This window comes from Leisingera sp. CC-HEC093, assembly GCF_059429195.1.
The window spans coordinates 47,633-64,464 of record NZ_JCAIJR010000002.1 but is presented as its reverse complement, the minus strand read 5'-3'; the positions used below and the strand labels follow the sequence as shown (position 1 = coordinate 64,464).

At 66.2% G+C, this 16,832-nt stretch carries 14 protein-coding genes; 6 read left to right on the top strand and 8 right to left on the bottom strand.

Annotated elements, in window-relative coordinates; genetic code table 11:
- Positions 1-112: 112 nt before the first annotated feature.
- From AC5STB_RS20380 to AC5STB_RS20370, 3 genes are all read left to right on the top strand, one after another.
- Positions 113-610 carry a hypothetical protein gene (locus tag AC5STB_RS20380; protein ID WP_495444691.1) on the top strand — a complete coding sequence of 166 codons (498 nt, stop codon included), beginning with the start codon at positions 113-115 and terminating at the stop codon, positions 608-610.
- A gap of 116 nt (positions 611-726) precedes the next feature.
- Positions 727-1,458, top strand: a complete 732-nt coding sequence (locus AC5STB_RS20375) for a metallophosphoesterase (protein WP_495444690.1) — start codon at positions 727-729, stop codon at positions 1,456-1,458.
- A 140-nt stretch (positions 1,459-1,598) separates the two neighbouring features.
- The gene (locus AC5STB_RS20370; protein WP_495444689.1) at positions 1,599-1,880 is read left to right on the top strand and encodes a VPEID-CTERM sorting domain-containing protein; all 282 of its coding nucleotides are present in this window, start codon (positions 1,599-1,601) and stop codon (positions 1,878-1,880) included.
- Positions 1,881-2,016: 136 nt separating this feature from the next.
- Here the strand turns inward: AC5STB_RS20370 and AC5STB_RS20365 are convergent, their stop codons facing one another.
- Positions 2,017-2,865, bottom strand: coding sequence for an ABC transporter permease (locus tag AC5STB_RS20365; RefSeq protein WP_495444688.1), 849 nt, complete (start codon positions 2,863-2,865; stop codon positions 2,017-2,019).
- Between the two features lie 91 nt (positions 2,866-2,956).
- Between AC5STB_RS20365 and AC5STB_RS20360 the strand changes: the two genes are divergently transcribed.
- A complete protein-coding gene (locus AC5STB_RS20360) occupies positions 2,957-4,390 on the top strand; it encodes a KpsE/RkpR family capsule polysaccharide export protein (protein ID WP_495444687.1) in 1,434 nt (477 codons plus the stop codon).
- Positions 4,391-4,400: 10 nt separating this feature from the next.
- Positions 4,401-5,054, top strand: coding sequence for an ABC transporter ATP-binding protein (locus AC5STB_RS20355; RefSeq protein ID WP_495444686.1), 654 nt, complete (start codon positions 4,401-4,403; stop codon positions 5,052-5,054).
- Positions 5,055-5,082: 28 nt separating this feature from the next.
- On the opposite strand, the gene AC5STB_RS20350 is transcribed toward AC5STB_RS20355, so the two are convergent.
- From AC5STB_RS20350 to AC5STB_RS20340, 3 genes are read right to left on the bottom strand one after another with little or no spacing between them, the layout of a single operon-like run.
- Positions 5,083-6,912, bottom strand: a complete 1,830-nt coding sequence (locus AC5STB_RS20350) for a glycosyltransferase family protein (protein ID WP_495444685.1) — start codon at positions 6,910-6,912, stop codon at positions 5,083-5,085.
- Between the two features lie 36 nt (positions 6,913-6,948).
- Positions 6,949-8,043, bottom strand: coding sequence for a hypothetical protein (locus AC5STB_RS20345; protein WP_495444684.1), 1,095 nt, complete (start codon positions 8,041-8,043; stop codon positions 6,949-6,951).
- A gap of 24 nt (positions 8,044-8,067) precedes the next feature.
- Positions 8,068-9,195: a hypothetical protein gene (locus AC5STB_RS20340; RefSeq protein ID WP_495444683.1), complete on the bottom strand. Its 1,128-nt coding sequence runs from the start codon at positions 9,193-9,195 to the stop codon at positions 8,068-8,070.
- Between the two features lie 199 nt (positions 9,196-9,394).
- On the opposite strand from AC5STB_RS20340, the gene glf reads away from it, so the two are divergent.
- Positions 9,395-10,558 (top strand): UDP-galactopyranose mutase, encoded by a 1,164-nt coding sequence (gene glf, locus AC5STB_RS20335; protein ID WP_495444682.1) that lies wholly within the window; start codon positions 9,395-9,397, stop codon positions 10,556-10,558.
- A 31-nt stretch (positions 10,559-10,589) separates the two neighbouring features.
- Here glf and AC5STB_RS20330 read toward each other — a convergent pair whose 3' ends face one another.
- From AC5STB_RS20330 to AC5STB_RS20315, 4 genes are all read right to left on the bottom strand, one after another.
- Complete coding sequence (locus AC5STB_RS20330) at positions 10,590-11,627, bottom strand: hypothetical protein (RefSeq protein WP_495444681.1); 1,038 nt, start codon at positions 11,625-11,627, stop codon at positions 10,590-10,592.
- A 7-nt stretch (positions 11,628-11,634) separates the two neighbouring features.
- On the bottom strand, positions 11,635-12,663 hold the full coding sequence (locus tag AC5STB_RS20325; protein WP_495444680.1) for a glycosyltransferase family 2 protein: 1,029 nt from the start codon (positions 12,661-12,663) through the stop codon (positions 11,635-11,637).
- A gap of 9 nt (positions 12,664-12,672) precedes the next feature.
- A complete protein-coding gene (locus tag AC5STB_RS20320) occupies positions 12,673-13,197 on the bottom strand; it encodes a hypothetical protein (RefSeq protein ID WP_495444679.1) in 525 nt (174 codons plus the stop codon).
- Between the two features lie 142 nt (positions 13,198-13,339).
- Complete coding sequence (locus AC5STB_RS20315) at positions 13,340-16,723, bottom strand: exostosin domain-containing protein (protein WP_495444678.1); 3,384 nt, start codon at positions 16,721-16,723, stop codon at positions 13,340-13,342.
- Positions 16,724-16,832: the final 109 nt, after the last annotated feature.

Genomic DNA, 16,832 nt, shown 5'->3' with positions numbered 1-16,832 from the left:
CGACCTAAAGTGTTGATAATGTGCTAATTTTTGCCACACCCTGACCGCGCTCCGCCCGCTGCGGTTTTCTACTCAGTCTCCAGCACCTGTTTTACGCAATGGAGATCTGACCATGCCGGCCCTTGTTCCCGCTTTCCTCTCCCGCGCCTATTCCGCCCTGAAACCGGCGGCCCGGGCCGCTGCCGCCTGCGGCCTGGCGCTGATGCTGCTGCCGCCCGCGGGCGCCGCCGCGCAGCAGACCTATGTGGTGGGCAGCGACCGCGGCGGCTATCTGCATGACCGGCTGATCGAGCTGAGCAACCTGCAGAAGCGCGGCGTGCGGGTCGAGATCCGCGGCAAGGTCTGCTATTCCACCTGCACCATGTTCCTCGGCCTGCCCGGCGCCTGCGTCGATCCCGGCACCACCTTCGGCTTCCACGGCCCCTCGCGCGGGGGGCGGCGCCTGACACAGGAGAAGTTCGACTATTTCAGCCGGGTGATGGCGCAGCATTACCCGGCGCCCCTGAAGGCCTGGTTCATGGCGGAGGGGCGCAACCGGATTTCCGGGGTGCACAAGATCAAGGGCAGCGAGATCATCCGCATGGGGGTGCCGGCCTGCCGCCGCGCCTGAGCGGGCGCTTGCCCCGCGGCGGGCGGGCGGCTATCACCATCTGACGGTTTTGCCCCGGCGCGCGGCCCCGCGCCGGGAATTTTTTGCTCAAGGGGCCGCCGGGAGGCCTGGCATCGGTGCTGTCATCCTTGTTCAACAGGTTCTGGCCGGGGGCCCGGTTTGCGGATCCGGCACCGGCTGTGCCGCTGTGCGTGATCGGCGACGTGCATGGCTGTCTGGGGCTGCTGGAGCGCATGCTGGCGCAGGTGCCGCAAGGCCACCGGATCGTGCTGGCGGGCGACTACACCGGCCGCGGCGAGCACAGCGCGGAGGTGCTGCGCTGCCTTAGCGCGCGTCCGGATCTGACCTGCCTGATGGGCAACCACGAGGCCATGCTGCTGGACTTTCTGCAGGACCCGGCCGGCGAGGGCGGATGCTGGCTGCGCAATGGCGGGCTGCAGACGCTGGCCTCTTTCGGCATCCGCGGGGTGCGGCCGCAGATGACGGCGGCAGAGCTGCGCGCCTGCCGCGACCATCTGCAGGAGGGGATGGGCCCGGCGCTGATCGCCTGGCTGGCCGGGCTGCAGACCTCGGTGCTGTCGGGCAATGTGCTGATGGTGCATGCCGGGGCAGACCCGCGGGCGGCGCCGGATGCGCAGCCGGAGGAGGTGCTGATGTGGGGCCATCCGGAGTTTTTGCGCATCCCGCGCCGGGACGGGATCTGGGTGGTGCACGGGCATAGCATCGTCAGCAGGCCCGCGGCAGAGCAGGGCCGGATTGCCATCGACACCGGTGCCTATGCCAGCGGGGTGCTGTCGGCGGTCTGCCTGGACGGCGGCGCGCCGCGGTTCCTGCAGGCGCGCCTCTAGCCGCGCCCGGGGCCGGTGCATCCCGGAGACAGCCGGGCGGCAGAAACACGTCCGGGCGGCTCCGGAAATTGTGCCCGGGCCGGGAAAATGCTATCGGTGGCCGGAAGGCAATTGTAATCCAACCTTTTGAGGCCAAAGCAATGAGATCTCTTCTGACCGCTGCAGGCACCGCGATTTTTACCAGCTGCATGACCCTGTCTGCGGCGTTTGCCGCTGGCCGGGGCAACGGGAACGGCAATGGCAATGGCGGCTGGGGCAACGGTAATGGCAATGGCAATGCCGGCGGCAACGGCTGGAACAACGGCGTCGGCAATCCGCATAACACGCCGGAAATCGATGCAAGTGCGGGCCTGCTGGCCGTTGCGGCGGTTGCAGCGGCTCTGGCGCTGGCCTGGGAAGTGAACCGGCGCCGCCGCGCCTGAAACAGGGGCTGGATTTCCGGAGACCTTGCCGCCGGGCGCCCCTGCGGGGGGGGGCAGCGGCTGAAACCAGCCGGTATCCTGCGGTCCGTTTCCGGGACCGGCCCAGTCTCCGGGGCCCAGTCTCCGGGCCTGCGCCTCAGCGGTTCAGGATGTCGCGGTGGTAGCGGCCCATCAGCACCAGCCCCAGCGCCAGCAGGATCAGGCTGATGAGCAGCACATAGGTCACGCTGGCGTAAGAGGCGGTATAGCTGGGGTAGAAGCCGCTGCGCATCAGCCCGGTGATATGCATCAGCGGGTTGTACCACAGGATGTCCTGCGCCAGCGGCGGCAGATCCTTGTAAAGGAAGAAGACCCCGGAGGCGAGGAACAGTGGCCGGGTGATGATCGACCAGGCGACTTCCCACAAGGGATAAAGACCCATCAGCGCGCAGTTGAGCGTGCCGACACCTAGCCCCATCCCCATCGTCAGCGCCATCGCCAGCACCGCTGCCGGCAGGTCCAGCACCGCGCGGCTGTCGATGACCGCCAGCACGCTGCTGATCAGCAGAATCGTCACCAGGGCGCCGGTGAGACTGTTCAGCAGGAAGCGCGCGAGTATGGCATCCAGCCAGGTCACTGCCGGGAACTTCAGCAGCGGCTTGGAGAAGCTCACCGCCCGGGCGATGATGCTGGCAAGGGTGTTGTAGAGGCTAAACGGCAGGTATCCGGTGGCGTAAAACAGCAGGAAGCTGGTGCCCAGAGAGGGGGTCCGGATCACCAGCGAAAAGCCGATGGAAAGAAACAGGATCGCCGCCAGCGGCTCCAGCACCGCCCAGAGATAGCCGCCAGGGGTGCGGCCGTAGCGGGTCGACATCTCGCGCAGCACCAGCGCCGCCACGGTGCGCAGAGAGGCAAAGCGGCGCGCCCGCCCGGCAGCGGGCCGCAGGGCCGGGTGCTGGGCTGCAGGCAGGCCGGAGGGCGGGGCCGCAGGTGGTGTGGTGGTCATGAATACCCATTGTGAATATGCGCGCTGCAGGCGATACTATGGTGGAAAGACGAGGCAATTACAAACGGCTGCAGGCCGGGATAAGCAGATTATGAAACAGGATCGCCCGGCGGCGCGGCAGAAGGCCGCCGCTCACTTCCGCACCGGCCGCAAGGGGGCTGGCACAAGCGCTCCGGCGGAGCCGGAGACGGAGACGGCAGAGACCGGGACTGAGGCCGGGCAGGACGCTGCCAATACGGTCCAGCAGCCTGGCCCGGCGGCCCGCCAGGGCGGCGGCGGTAAGAAGCTCAAGAAGCTGCGCCGCAAGATGCGCGCGGCCGAGGCCAAACAGGCGGCGCTGGCCGATAAGGCAGGCCGGCTGGAAGAGCAGATTGCCCAGACCCCGGCCTATCCGGTGGCCCGGCCCGCCCATATGAAGGCGCGCCACCGCGGGCTGATCGCCAGCTTTGCAGTTCTGGTGCTGCTGCCGCTGGCGGCGGCCGTGTTTTATCTGTTTGCGGTGGCAGAGGACCAGTATGCCTCCACCGCGGGCTTCACCGTGCGCAGCCAGGAAAGCTCCGGCGCCAATGACCTCCTGGGCGGGCTTGCCACATTTTCCGGCGCCTCCACCGCCTCGGACAGCGATATCCTTTATGAGTTCATCCAGAGCCAGGAAATGGCCGAGGCGGTCAATGCCCGGGTGGACCTGCGCGCCCATTACAGCCAGCACTGGCCCGGCGACTGGGTGTTCTCGATCTGGCCCGATGCCACCCTTGAGCAGCTGGTCTGGTTCTGGCAGCGTATAGCCCGTATTTCCTATGACAGCGGCTCTGGCCTGACCGAGGTGCGGGTCACCGCTTTTGATCCGCAGAGCGCCCAGGCGATCACCCGCGCCGTGGTCGAGGAAAGCCAGATCCGCATCAATGCGCTCAACGATCAGGCCCGCGCCGATGCCATGCGCTATGCCGAAACCGATCTGGCTGAGGCGGTGGAGCGGCTGAAAGGGGCGCGCGAGGCGCTGACCGGGTTCCGCACCCGCACCCGCATCGTCGATCCCGCGGCCGATATTCAGGGCCGCATGGGGGTGATGAACAACCTGCAGCAGCAGCTGGCCGAGGCGCTGATCGAATACGACCTGCTGGCAGGCTCGGTGGCAGAGAGCGACGTGCGGCTGAAAAAGGCGCAGCAGCAGATCGAGGTGATCCGCAGGCGCATCAATATCGAACGCCAGACCTTTGCCTCCAGCAATACCGACACCGGCGGCGTCGGCGAGGATTATCCGACGCTGATTTCCGAGTTCGAGCGGCTGACGGTGGACCGCGAGTTTGCCGAGGAAAGCTACCGCGCGGCGCTGGCGGCGCTGGAGGCGGCGCGCGACGATGCGGCCCGCCAGAGCCGCTACCTGGCCACCTATATCACCCCGACCCTGGCCGAGGAGGCGGAATATCCGCGCCGGTTCATGCTGGCGGGGCTGGCCGGACTGTTCCTGCTCTTGGGCTGGTCGATCGGGGCGCTGGTCTATTACTCGGTCCGCGACCGCAGCTGAGGGCAGGGCGATGATCCGGCTGGAAAACCTGACCAAGAGCTTCCGGCTCAAGGGCGAGCGCAAGGTGGTGATCGACAATCTGAACCTGACGCTGCCGTCCGGGCGCTCGCTGGCGCTCCTGGGGCGCAACGGCGCGGGCAAGTCGACGCTCTTGCAGATCATCGCGGGCACGCTCAGGCCCGACAGCGGACAGGTGGTCTCGGACGGCACCATCTCCTGGCCGGTGGGGCTGGGCGGCTCGTTCCACAAGGATCTGACCGGGGCGGAAAACGTCCGCTTCATCGCCCGGATCTACGGGGTCGACACCGATGACCTGGTGAATTTCGTCGCCGGTTTCGCGGAACTGGGAAAATTCTACCATATGCCGATGCGCAGCTATTCCTCCGGCATGCGCTCGCGGCTGACCTTCGGCGCCTCGATGGGGATCCATTTCGACACCTATCTGGTCGATGAGGTGACCGCGGTGGGCGATGCCGCCTTCAAGCGGAAAAGCCGCGCCGTCTTTGCCGACCGGATGAAGCTGTCAAGCGCCATCATGGTCAGCCACTCAATGAACCAGATCCGCCAGTTCTGCGATTCCGGCCTGGTGCTGGAAGCCGGGCGGGTGCGCTATTTCGACGACCTGGAAGAGGCCATCGCCATGCATGAGGAAATGCTGGCCTGAGACCGCGGGGACTGCCGGGGCTGCCGGGTCAGGCGGTTTCCCCCGCCGCGGCCTTGGCCGGGGCGGGGGCGGCCTGGCCCCGGTCTTCGGCCAGGGTGGCCTGCCAGTAATCCCGGGTGGTCATTTCGGCATAGCCCTTGCGGTAGTCCGCCTTCAGCGCCGCATGGCTGCGGCGGAAGGCGGACAGGGTTTTTGCCATCCGCCAGGCCAGGCTGAAGAAGCGCCGCTTGGAGTGCCGCACCGTATAAGCCTTGCTGCCGTCGGTATTGACATAGGTGAGCCGGGCACCGCCGAAGGCCGGGTACACCAGGCCGCGGGCGGCGATGTCCAGCACCAGCCGGTCGCCGAGCGCGCTCCAGAACGGCAGCAGGTGGCCATTGAGGGTGAACAGGCCGAAATAATGCCGCAGCCGCCGCGGCATCCGGCTGAACAGGCGGCGCTGGCCCTGCTCCAGCCCGTCTTCCGCATCCTGCCAGGCCTCGTCCCTGACCAGTGCCTTGATGGCGGCGCGGCGCGCGCTCATGTCGATGTTCTCGTCAAAGAACCCGGGGCCTTGCATCACGTCCTGCCAGGCCAGCAGCTGGGCTTCGGCGCTTTCGTATTTGCAGCGCAGCATCGAGCGCATCATGAAACGCAGGGCGATCTTTGCGGTGCCGAAGGCGCTGCGCTCCAGCCGTTCGAACACCAGATGGTGGATCAGATGGTTGCGCAGATCCAGATAGAGCGTCTGGGCGCTTTCCTTCTCGGTGAAGTCATCCTGGAAGGACACCACGCCGTTGAGCGTGAAGATCCTGAAGTCATTGGCCAGCGAGAAGCTGATGTCGTCGCCGCGCACGAAGAAGGGGAAGGGGTGGCGGCGGACCTTGGCGACCGGGAAGGCGAAGAACCACCAGCCGCCGTAGAGGGTTTCCGGGGCGGAGCGGGCGGAGCTGAACTCCATCTCCGTCACCTGGCCAAGGTCGCGCAGGTCGAGCCCGTTATGGAGCGGGCGGCAGGAGCCGTCGAACCAGGCGCCGTTCTCCCACATCGCCCATTTGTGGGTGTTGTTGATCATCGCCCCTGCCAGCGCGGTTCGGGGGTCGCGGGCGAAGGCCAGGAACATGAAGGCGCGGGCGATGTTCTCCATGTGGAAGGAAGCATCGTCATCCATGAACAGGCAGTGGCTGCAGCCCGCCGCCTCTGCCTCCAGGAGGCCGCGGGCAAAGCCGCCGGCGCCGCCCAGGTTGCGGTTGGGATAGGGGGTGACGGAGGTGCTGGCGGCGATTTCCGCGCTCTGGCCGTTGTCGACCACCTGCACCCGGATCCGGCTGCCGTGCTCGAAATCCGCCAGAAAGTCCTCCAGCCGGGCCACGGTGCTCTGCACCTCCGCCTCGCGCTTGAAGGTGGTGATCGAAACCGCCAGCCGCGGCAGTTCCGCGGGCGTCTCTGCGGTGGCAAAGCGGCCGCCGCGGAGGGTGACTTCCTCTCCCAGCGCCAGCACCTCGGCATAAAGCGCGCCTTCGGTCTCTGCCTCCGCGAATTCGCTGAGATCGATCACATGCGGCGCGCCCTCCTGCAGATCGGCAATCTCGCAATAGACCACCTCCCAGGAACGGCTGGGCCGGGCGTGGATGATCTTGATCTCTGCCTTGCCGCTGCCCGACAGCTCGGCAAACAGGCTGTCCAGGCGGCAGCCCCGGTTCCATTTGCCCAGGCTGAACAGGTTGAAATAGCTGCCAAAGCTGATCCGGGTTCCGGCAGGCAGCAGATACTGGCCGCGGCTTTGCGAAAAACCGACTGCGCCATGGGCCTGGTAGTAGAGCGCGTGCTCGGTGCAGATCTCCCGGTCCGGGGTGATGAAATTCTGCAGGGTAATCATAACGGGAACCTTTCGGGAGAAACCTGGGGGGTGCGGTCAGGCGGTGTGTTCGAGACCGGTGATAAAGCTGCGCAATTCGGGCCCGGGCAGTGCTGCGGGGTCGAGCGCGGCCAGCAGTTGTGCGGCCGCTTCGGCCTCTGGCACCGGGCGGAGGCGGCGCATTTCCTCGATATCGGGGAAAAAGGCCTCCTGGCCGGTCAGCTGGCTGAGATAGGCATGGATCGGGGCAAAGGCCTCTGCCAGCTCTGCCCGCCGGGCGCTGCCGAACAGCTCGACATCGCCGCTGGGGACCGGGCTGATGCCCTGGGGGGCGGTCAGGAAGAATTCGCGCAATGCCTGCGCCTGGTCCGGCGGCAGCGTGTGGTTGGCGCGGCGGATGATTTCATAGGCTGCCCGCGGCAGCCCCTTGTTGGAGGGCCCCTTCTGCGGCAGGCCTTCGGGGAAGCCGCAGCTGACCTGGGCGGTGAAATCCTGCACCGAACCGCCGGCCGCCAGGATGTCGCTGTAATTGCGCAGATGCAGCCGGCAGCCGCTGAACTCGCGCACCCAGGGCTCCACCATGCGGCGGTAGTCGAAATGGATCGAGCCGGTCTTGGTTCCGCCGGGGCTGGACAGCGGTTCAAGCTTGTGGCCGAAGCGCAGCCGCTGGCCGAACCAGGAGGCGGTGTATTCATCGGGCCGCCGCAGCGCGCAGTAGAGCTCGGCCTCCGCATCCGGGAACAGGCTGTGCAGCTTTCTGATCATGTCCTCATGGCCGGCGCCGAGGTTGGCAAACACCTCGGAGCACAGGATGACGGTTTGCGGCTGCAGCACCTCCACCTGATGGCGCAGGGCGTTCAGCATCGCCTGCAGGCCAGGCAGCGGCCCGTGCCAGGGCGGGGTGCTGCCGCCGGTCTTGACAGCCAGCATGCGGAAGCCAAGCGCGTTGTGGGGCTCGCGCACGTTCATGCAGCCCAGGACCGGTTTCTTTTGCCTGCCCAGGGCCTGCGCCAGCAGATGCGACATGCCTTCGCTTTCCACTGCCGGGTAGAGGATGCCCTGCTCCAGCAGGGCCAGTGCATTGCGCGCCAGAAAGGCCTGCAGCGCGGTGGAGCCGACCTTGTGGTGGCCGAAATAGAGGATGACTTTCATGCGGCGGTCTTCTTGGGTTGTGGCTTATTCGGCGGCATCGGCCTTGCGGGCCTTGCGGGCCTTGCGGGCCTGTTCCACGTCGCGCACCCGTTTGGCATGCAGGAAGGCCGGCCAGTTGACACTGGTTTCCTCGAACAGCCCGGCGATCATGCCGGACATCAGTTCCAGCGAGCGCAATTCGGAGGCGCTGAGATAGTCGGCCGGTTCGGTGGATTGCGGTTCGGCGATGGCTTTCTCCACCGCCGCGTGCAGCTCGTTTTCCAGCAGCGGTTCCCCGCCAAAGAATTCCCGGTCCATATTCCGGGCATCGGCCATGTAGGTGTCGCGGATGTCCGCGGCCAGGCGCTTGTGCAGCTGCAGCCTGGTGCGCGCGGGCGGCGGCGGCAGGTGTCCGGCCAGGCGGGCGATTTCCCAGCCTATTTTAAGCCGGAGCTCTTGCGGTGCCTTCAGATGCGCCTGCAGCACCTTCAGCCGCATCAGATCCTCCAGGCAGAGTGATTCATTGGCCTGGCTGTCGCCGGTGATGGTGAATGGAATGCCGCCAAAGGCATGATGGATGAAATCGCTGACCACATCGCCCTGGTGGAGCTGGCTGCGGATCATCGGGCGCAGCGTGAAGGCTTCGCCGAAATGTTCCCGCCAGGCGGCAAACCGGGGCAGATAGATGAACTCCTGCACCTTCTTGCGCCTTTCGGCAAAGGTTTCGAGATCCGCTTTCAGTGTTTTCGGCACCCCGGCTTTGGTGCGCTCCGAAAAACTGGACGTCAGGCGGGCAGCATGCGGGCGCACGTAGCAGAAAACCCGGATCTCATCGGCGGCATCGGCAAAGAAGGTATCGATCACCTCCCGCAGCAGTGCGGCAGGAATTTTCTCAAAGGCTTCCGCCGAGATCAGGGTGAAGTCCGCTTGCGAGTTCCGGACCCGCTCCGCCAGATTCACAATTGGTTTTGCCGCCGCCTGCCTGGCTTCGGGGGTCTTGGCTTTACCGTAATTCAGGCATTGGTCCCCCAAGGCATTACGGGCCAGCTTTGCAGGGTAGAAGACACTGTGCCCGTGCAGCGTGACCAGTTGTTCGGCAAAGGCCAGCTGGATCGAGGTCGAGCCCGTCTTGTGATCTCCGATATGGAAGATGAGAGTCTTGCGGTTCGGCATCTGGCGGCGGGTCCCTCGTTGATACACAGGTCCCGCCTGCTTTACGGCATTCGCGGATGCGGAACAATCGCTTCGGTCCTGCCCGCCGGTGGTTTGCTGCCGCTTTGCCGCCCGCCCCCTTGCGGCAGGGAGGCAGATCCCGTTTAACCGGGAAAGGCACAGGGCCCCGGGCGGGGGGCAGATGGAACAGGACAAGCACATGAACATTCTATGCGTGGGCGCGGGGCTCTCGGGCGCGGTCATCGGGCGGCATCTGGCAGAGGCGGGCCACAGCGTCACCGTGGCGGACAGCCGGGACCATGCCGGCGGCAACTGCCATACCGAGCGCGACGCGGAAACCGGCGTCATGGTGCATGTCTACGGGCCGCATATCTTTCACACCGACGACGCTGAGGTCTGGGAGTATGTGAACCGTTTCGAGACCTTCAAACCCTACAAGAACCGGGTGAAATCCACCACCCGCGGGCTGTCGGGGGAGCAGGAAGTGTTCTCGCTGCCGGTCAACCTGCACACCATCAACCAGTTCTTCCGCAAGACGATGCGCCCGGAAGAAGCGCATGATTTCATCACGCAGGAGCAGGCCGACACCACCATCGAGGATCCGCAGACCTTCGAGGAGCAGGCGATGCGGTTTGTCGGCAAGGATCTCTACGAGGCGTTCTTCAAGGGCTACACCGTCAAGCAATGGGGCATGCACCCTTCCGAGCTGCCCGCCTCCATCCTCAAGCGGCTGCCGGTGCGGTTCAACTACGACGACAACTATTTCTTCCACCGGTTCCAGGGGATGCCGGAGAACGGCTATACCGCGATGATCGAAAAGATCCTGGATCATCCGGGCATAACCGTCCAATTAGGGACTGTTTTCGAGCGGTCCCAGGCGGCGGAGTATGACCATGTGTTCTATTCCGGGCCGCTTGACGGCTACTTCGGCTACGAGCTGGGGCGGCTGGGCTACCGGACGCTGGATTTCGAGCGCTTCACCCATCAGGGCGACTACCAGGGGTGCGCGGTGATGAACTACGGCGAGGAATCTGTGCCTTACACAAGGATCACCGAGCACAAGCATTTCAGCCCTTGGGAAAGCCACGAGGGGTCGGTCTGCTACCGCGAGTTCTCGCGCCTGGCAGAGCCTGGCGACATTCCCTATTACCCGATCCGCCAGGTGAAGGAGAAGGAGCTGCTGGCGGCCTATGTCGAGCAGGCGGAGGAGACGAGCGGCGTCACCTTCACCGGGCGGCTCGCCACCTACCGCTATCTGGACATGGATGTGACCATCCGCGAGGCGCTGGATGCGGCGCGCGGCTTTCTGGACTGCCAGGACGCGGGCAAGACGGCACCGGCGTTTTTCGCAAGCCCCCTGTAAGGGCGGCCCGCGCGGGGGCAGGCGTGCCGGTTCAGGTGCTTTGGCGGCGGATGAATTTGCGCAGCCGCGCCCGGGCCTCCTCGTCCAGCAGCTCCGCCCGGCTCCAGTCCTGGCTGCGGGCGGCGCAGAGCGCATCGGTGCGGGTGGCAAACAGCGCCGCCAGCTGGCCGCGTTCGGCCTCCAGCCGCCGGGTGATCTCCTCTGCCATGGCGGCGCTCAGGTGCAGGCTGCTGCCGCGGGCGGGGCCGGGCGGGGCGCCGCGGGTGAAATCCCGTTTCAGCAGCTTCGGGCGCAGCTGCGCATAGACCGGCTGGCTGACCCGGGTCTGCACATATTCGATTTCGGCCAGCTTGCGCGGCTGGATGCGGCTGTTGCGCCGCTCTGCCGCCCCGGGGGCAGGCAGGCTGAGCAGGCTGCAGAAATCGCTCAGCATGTCCGGCGCATCCAGGTCCGCAGGCTCGTTCGAGCGCAGCATCAGGCTGCCGGCCGGAAGCCCGTCCAGCAGCATCCGGGCAAAGCCGAGCAGCGAGGGCAGGGGAAAGCCGTAGTTCTCCTCGAAACAGCTGAGGTAGCGGCTGATGCCGGGCGGGCCTGCGGCGAAAAAGGCCGCCTTGTCGATCCCGAACAGCCCGGCGCGCAGGAACTGCGCATAGCTGGATTCGGCGAAGCCGTAGGGGTTGCGGAAATAAGCAACCAGACGGATCTGCCAGTCCGGCATCTGCTGCTGCAGCGCCTCCGTCAGCGCCGCCAGCCTGCCGGTGTAAAACGCATTGGTCCAATGCTCGCAGGACAGCAGGATGCGGCGGCAGCCGTGGCGGTCCGCCTCGGCTTCGATCTCTGCCAGGGCGGCGGGCAGGTCTTCTGCCGCCATCCGGTCCAGCGGGATGTGGTTGCGGTAGCCGGTGGCAGAGCGGTGGCTTTGCGGGTAGCAGAGGCCAAGCTGCAGATGCTGTTCATAGGTTTCGGCCATGTGGCGCTGGATCGTGGTGGAGCCGCATTTGGGCAGGCCGATGTGCAGCCAGACCTGGCGCGGGCGGCGGCGGCGGGGAAGCAGGGCACGCAGATCCATGGCAGGATCAGGCCCGGCGGCGCTCTGCGGCGGGCGGCTCCTGCAGGCCGGGCAGGTTGGCCGGGGCATGGGCGGCGATCAGATGCAGGATCCGCTCATAGGCCTCCGGCTGCAGGCGGCGCAGCTCGGCCCGCTGCGCGGCGGTCTGGTTGTGCTCCAGGAAACCGGCGGCGGAGGCGGCCAGGCGCGGATGCAGGCCGGGCTGCATCCGGTCCCGGATCCAGCCGATCAGCCCCAGGGTGAAGGCGTAGAACGGCAGGCCGAGGCCGCGCTCCGGTGCGCGGCGGATCTCCTGCGCGATGGCCTCGAAGGCCTGGAACACCTGCAGCCGCTCCGGGCCGAACCGGTTGGTGAGCCGCTGGCCGGCCTCATTGACGAAATGCACCACGCCGATATGGTCGCTGGCCAGGATGCGGCCGGCTTTGAGGAAGCTCATCCAGTGCAGCTCGACGTCGTTGTGCACCGAAATCTCGGTGCAGGTGATGCCCTGGGCGTGCAGGAATTCGGTCCGGTAGATCTTGTTCCACGGGTAGTTCGCGGTCTGCGCCAGCTGCGCGGCGGCAGCGTCGGAGACCGGCGCCAGCGCCCCCCGGGCCAGGCCCGCGGCAGCCCAGAACGCCTGGTCATGGCAGGGCTGGCCGAACAGGCGGTCTTTTTCCAGGCGGCTGTCATGGTGCTGGAAGATGCAGAAGTCGAAGTCCCCGGCCTGGGCCAGGGCAGCGCAGAGGCAGCGCAGTTCGCGGGTGGGCCGGTCATCGGCGTCGAGGAACAGCAGGTGCTGCGTGCGCACTTCGCGCAGCGCCAGGTTGCGGGCGGCGCCGGCGCCGCGGCTGGGTTCCAGGCGCAGCACCGTCAGCCGCTCTGCTGGAAAGCCGGAGGCCCGGGCCAGGGCGGCGGCGGCCACCGGTTCGTCCGAGCCGTCATCGGCCACGATGACCTGGTGCGCCAGGTCCAGCGCCGCCAGGCCGGCCAGCAGCTGGATCAGGTGGCTGGTGTCATTGCGGACCGGAATGGCAATGGTCAGGTCAAGCGTCATGGCAGCAGCTCATAGCGCAAAAAGGTAAAGATGATGCAGATGGATCTGGAAATCCTCGCAGGGGAAGAACAGCACCAGCTCGCGCCAGGGGGCGGTCAGCGGCAGCTCCTGGCAGCTGTCGAGGTAGAGCGCATCCAGATGGCTGGCCGGACGCTCTGTGGCGAGGATGTGCTTGCCGAAGAAGGTGTCGGTGAAGCCGCCGTCCGCCAGCCCTGAGCGCAGGCAGGGGCGGATCATCCAGGGCTCGGGGCCCGCGGCGCGGCAGGCATAGCCCAGATAGGTGATGTCTTGCAGCCCGCCCAGCGGCAGCGCCAGATGCAGCGCCACCCATTCACCGCGGCCCGCCGCCCTGGCCTCCAGCTCCAGGAACCGCCCCGGCGGCGACCGCCAGCGGCCGGAAAGCCCGAGGCCGGGATCGGCATTGAAAAACAGTCCCGGCGCCAGCTCCGTGGTCTCCGGCGCCAGCGCACCGGCATTGCCATGGTCGTGAAAGCGGGTCAGCTCCGGAAGCGGAAGCAGGGGCTCGGTCAGCATGGGTCAGTTGTCCGGGATGTGAAGGGGGCAGTCAACCTTTGATTGTTCTGTCGGCAGAGGAGACGGGGCACATCCGGCAGGGCTGATCTGCAGCCCTGCCGACCAGGATGGGTGCGGCTGTGGTCAGGCTGAGGCGGGAAGGTCAAGCTGCAGTTACCTCCGGTACTGCGGGTGCGGCGGCAGGCGGTGTTTGCATACAGGCTTCCAGTGCGGCCACAACGGCACCGGCCACCCGCTGCCTTTCGGAGGCGATTGCTTCCACGTCCGTAAACCGCTTTTGCAGGGTGCGGGCGGTTTCGAGCCAGGCTTCGGCAAAAGCCGTGTCGGGGGTGAAACTGGCAATCCGCCCGGCTGCCGTTGCAGCGTCTTGGCCGTAGGTGTTGATCATGCAGCTGTCTGGGACCAGTTCCAGCACCCGGTGCCGGGATCCTGCATAGTAAGTAGGGATGCCGCCAACCACGAAGGCGTCGAAGATCTTTTCCGAGATATAGGCATTCTGGTGGGTGTTCTCATAGGCCGAGGCGATGCGGACTTGCATGTCCAGGGCGGCGAGCTTGTCCAGGTGCCAGTCCGGCAGCGCCTGGCGCGGGGCGTCCGAATGCCAGCCTTTGCCGGCCCTGACAGTGCCTGTCAGTTCCACCTGGCGGGCCACTTCGGTGCGGTACACGCTGAGCCCATGCACCTCTTGTTCCGGCCAGGACCTGCGGTAGGGCTCGCCATCGCGCACCTCGGCGTAGAACGCTGCTGGGATGGCGGCATCCTGCCAGTGGCGGCAGAGCGCTTGCGGGCTCAAGTCCGTGTGGCGGGCCAGGAGCAGCCCGTAGCGGGCCTGGAAATCCTCGCGGGTCAGCAGAAAATAGGGAATGTTCTGGAAATCGAAGATCTCCGAGTTCGAATGGTTGAAGAAGCTGTAGCCGAGTTCCGCTCCGTCATGCTGCAGCAGCCGGTCCCGTTCGGCGAAGCCGCCGCTCCAGACTGAATCCCACAAGGGTTCTTCTGATATCACCGCCAGCCGCAGCTGCGGCTGGACGCGGGCGGCCTCTTGCAAGGCTTGCGCATTTTCCCGCAGATCCAGGTTGAAACCGGTCAGCACCAGATCGGCGGCGGCGGGGTCCTGAACGAAGTCCACCTTGCCCTGCACCAGCTTCCGGAACGGCGCATAGGCGAGCGGGGTGCGGTTGGAATGGCGGCCGAAGAGGCAGACCCGCAGGCCGCTGCCTGCGCCAAGGGCCGGAGCGCTCACCGGGGTGCGCGCGGCGCGGCGCCGCAGCAGACCCAGCACCCGGTCCAGGTGCTGCAACTCGGCCGAGTCTGCCGCCAGCAGGCCGCGGGCGGCTTGCTCCATGGCGGCCGCGCGGCGGTCCTGTTCATGCGCCCGCAGGGCGTCGGGGCCGCCCAGCAGCAGGCTGGTGGCCAGGTTTTGCAGCAGGAAGGCGGCATCGTCCCGGCTGGGGCGGTCCTGGCGTTCCAGATTGTCCTGCAGAGCCGCAAGGAAGGCCGGGCGGGTGCTCTCCCCGGAGGCGGGCTGCACGGCAGGCTGCGGCCGGTCCGCGGCTTCGAGCATGAACTTCTGCAGGTCGTAGATGAAGGCGTGCGGGCCGTAGAGCGCCCAGAGCTGCCGCCCGGCGTGGCGCATCCGCGCCAGGGCGTCCGGATCACTTGCAATCTCTTTCAGGCGGGCGGGCAGGGCCCGGATGTCTTCAGGGGTTTCGCGGCAGAAGACCGCCGCCTGCTGCCACAGGTCCGGATTGCCCGGCGGGGCGTAGGTGTCCGCCAGGATCACCGGGATGGCGCCGGCGCCGAGGCTTTCCCACAGGCGGATGGAATTGGGGCCGGACCCGGACGGGCACAGCGAGAAGACGCTTTGCGCCAGCGAGGCCTTGAACTGCTCGGAGGCCGACTGGTTGATCAGTTCGTCGCCCTTCTTGGCGTTGCCTGTCACCTGATGATCGTAGACCACCTTGTTGTAGTGCCAGCTGTCGCGGCCGATGATCAGCCCTTCGGAATGGTCCTTTAGGATGTCCAGGATCCAGGCGCGGGAATCAGTCAGATAATGCTGGTTGGACTTCGCACCGATAAAGGAGAACAGGTAGGGCCGCTCGGGCTTGGCGTATTCCTCGGTCGTTTCGGTCACCTGCACCGGATAGAGCGGGAACGGGCGCAGGGCCGGGCCGGATGCGCTCCCGGCCCCGGCGCTTTCCATGTCCGCATGGGTGCAATGGGTCCAGAAGATGCGGGAGACCCCGGCGTCCTCGAAGAGGTGCAGGAACTCTTTCATCTTGATGTGCTGGCAGACGGTGACCTTGATGGTGTCTTTGGGCAGCAGCCGGCAGAACGCGCGGAAGGCCTCCAGGTGCTGCTTGTGATCGGCAGCCTTGCGCTGCAGCTTGTCGATCAGGGTGGCCCAGGGGTAGGCGGCATAGGTGATGCCTTCCGGCACGGCGCCCAGATCGCGCAGCTGATGGAAGGCGTGCTGTTCGGTGATGGCCGGGAACTGCCAGTCCCGGTCGAACGCCAGAATGTTGTCCTTGAAGGTGATACTGTCCTCAAGGGGCGGCGCTGCAGCCGGGCGCGGCGCCGGCCTGGTCTCTCCGGCCGGGCGGGGAGTGCCGGTGTGCAGGACAGCTGCATCCGTTTTTTTCAGGTGCCCGGGTTTTCTGCCAAACACAGCCATGTGGTTCTGCTCCAGCAGCGCTCCTTGATCTTCCCGGGTAATCCGCATGCTCCCATCGCTGCTGGACAGCACCAGCAGGCGGCGGCTGGCGCCGGTGCCGGGCAGCGCCTGCAAGGCCGCCTGGCGCTGCGCCGCAGGCAGGATGGCCTCCAATGCTTGGTCCAGATCCTTGGGGCGGTCCTGATGGAGAGCAAGAAGCACCTGCGCTTGCGCCAAGGAGGCACGTTGCGCAAACTGCCGCCAGATATTCCAGTCAGCGGCCTGCTTCAAGGGGATGATGTGCTTTTCCGGTTCGATGGCATCCCACAGCCACCTGCGGAAAAAGACGCCTTCCGGTTGCAGAGCAGCCCAATGCCTGCCGTCGCAAAGGCCTTGTTTCATGGCTTGGGTGGAAACCGGCGCATCTGCCTGGGGCAGCGGCATGCCGTCCCGCAGCGGAGCGGACAGACCGCTGATCCAGGAGGCTTCCTGAGGTTGGAACTGCCTGGCGGCTGCGGCAATAAAGGCCAGGGCGCCCGGGGCGAGCATGCTGCCGGCGGTGATCCAGGTAAGAAACCCGCTGCTGGAGGCCTGGAGGGCGCTGATGCCCTTGCACAGGGCATCGTACATACCCGCATCGGGTTCGGAGCTGTAGCTGAACTCCAGGCCGGCGCAGTGCAGCGGGATGCGGCTGGCGGCCAGTTCCTTCTGCCACCAGGCCAGCCGTTCAACGGTGCCGTCATCCGAACCGCCGTCCTGCACATGATACCGGATATAAAAACCGCCGCCCTGGGTGATGACGCTCTGAATGGTCTGGTCCAGGGTTGCGGCGGCGTTCAGACAGGGGGTGGTGATCGAAATGGTGGGAAGCATGGCACTCGGCAATCAGGTCCGGGAATAGGCCCCAGCCCTCTAGCACCGGGAGGGCGGGCGCACAACCATGGGATAAGTGCGGGTTGAAACCGGCAGATTTTTACCGGAC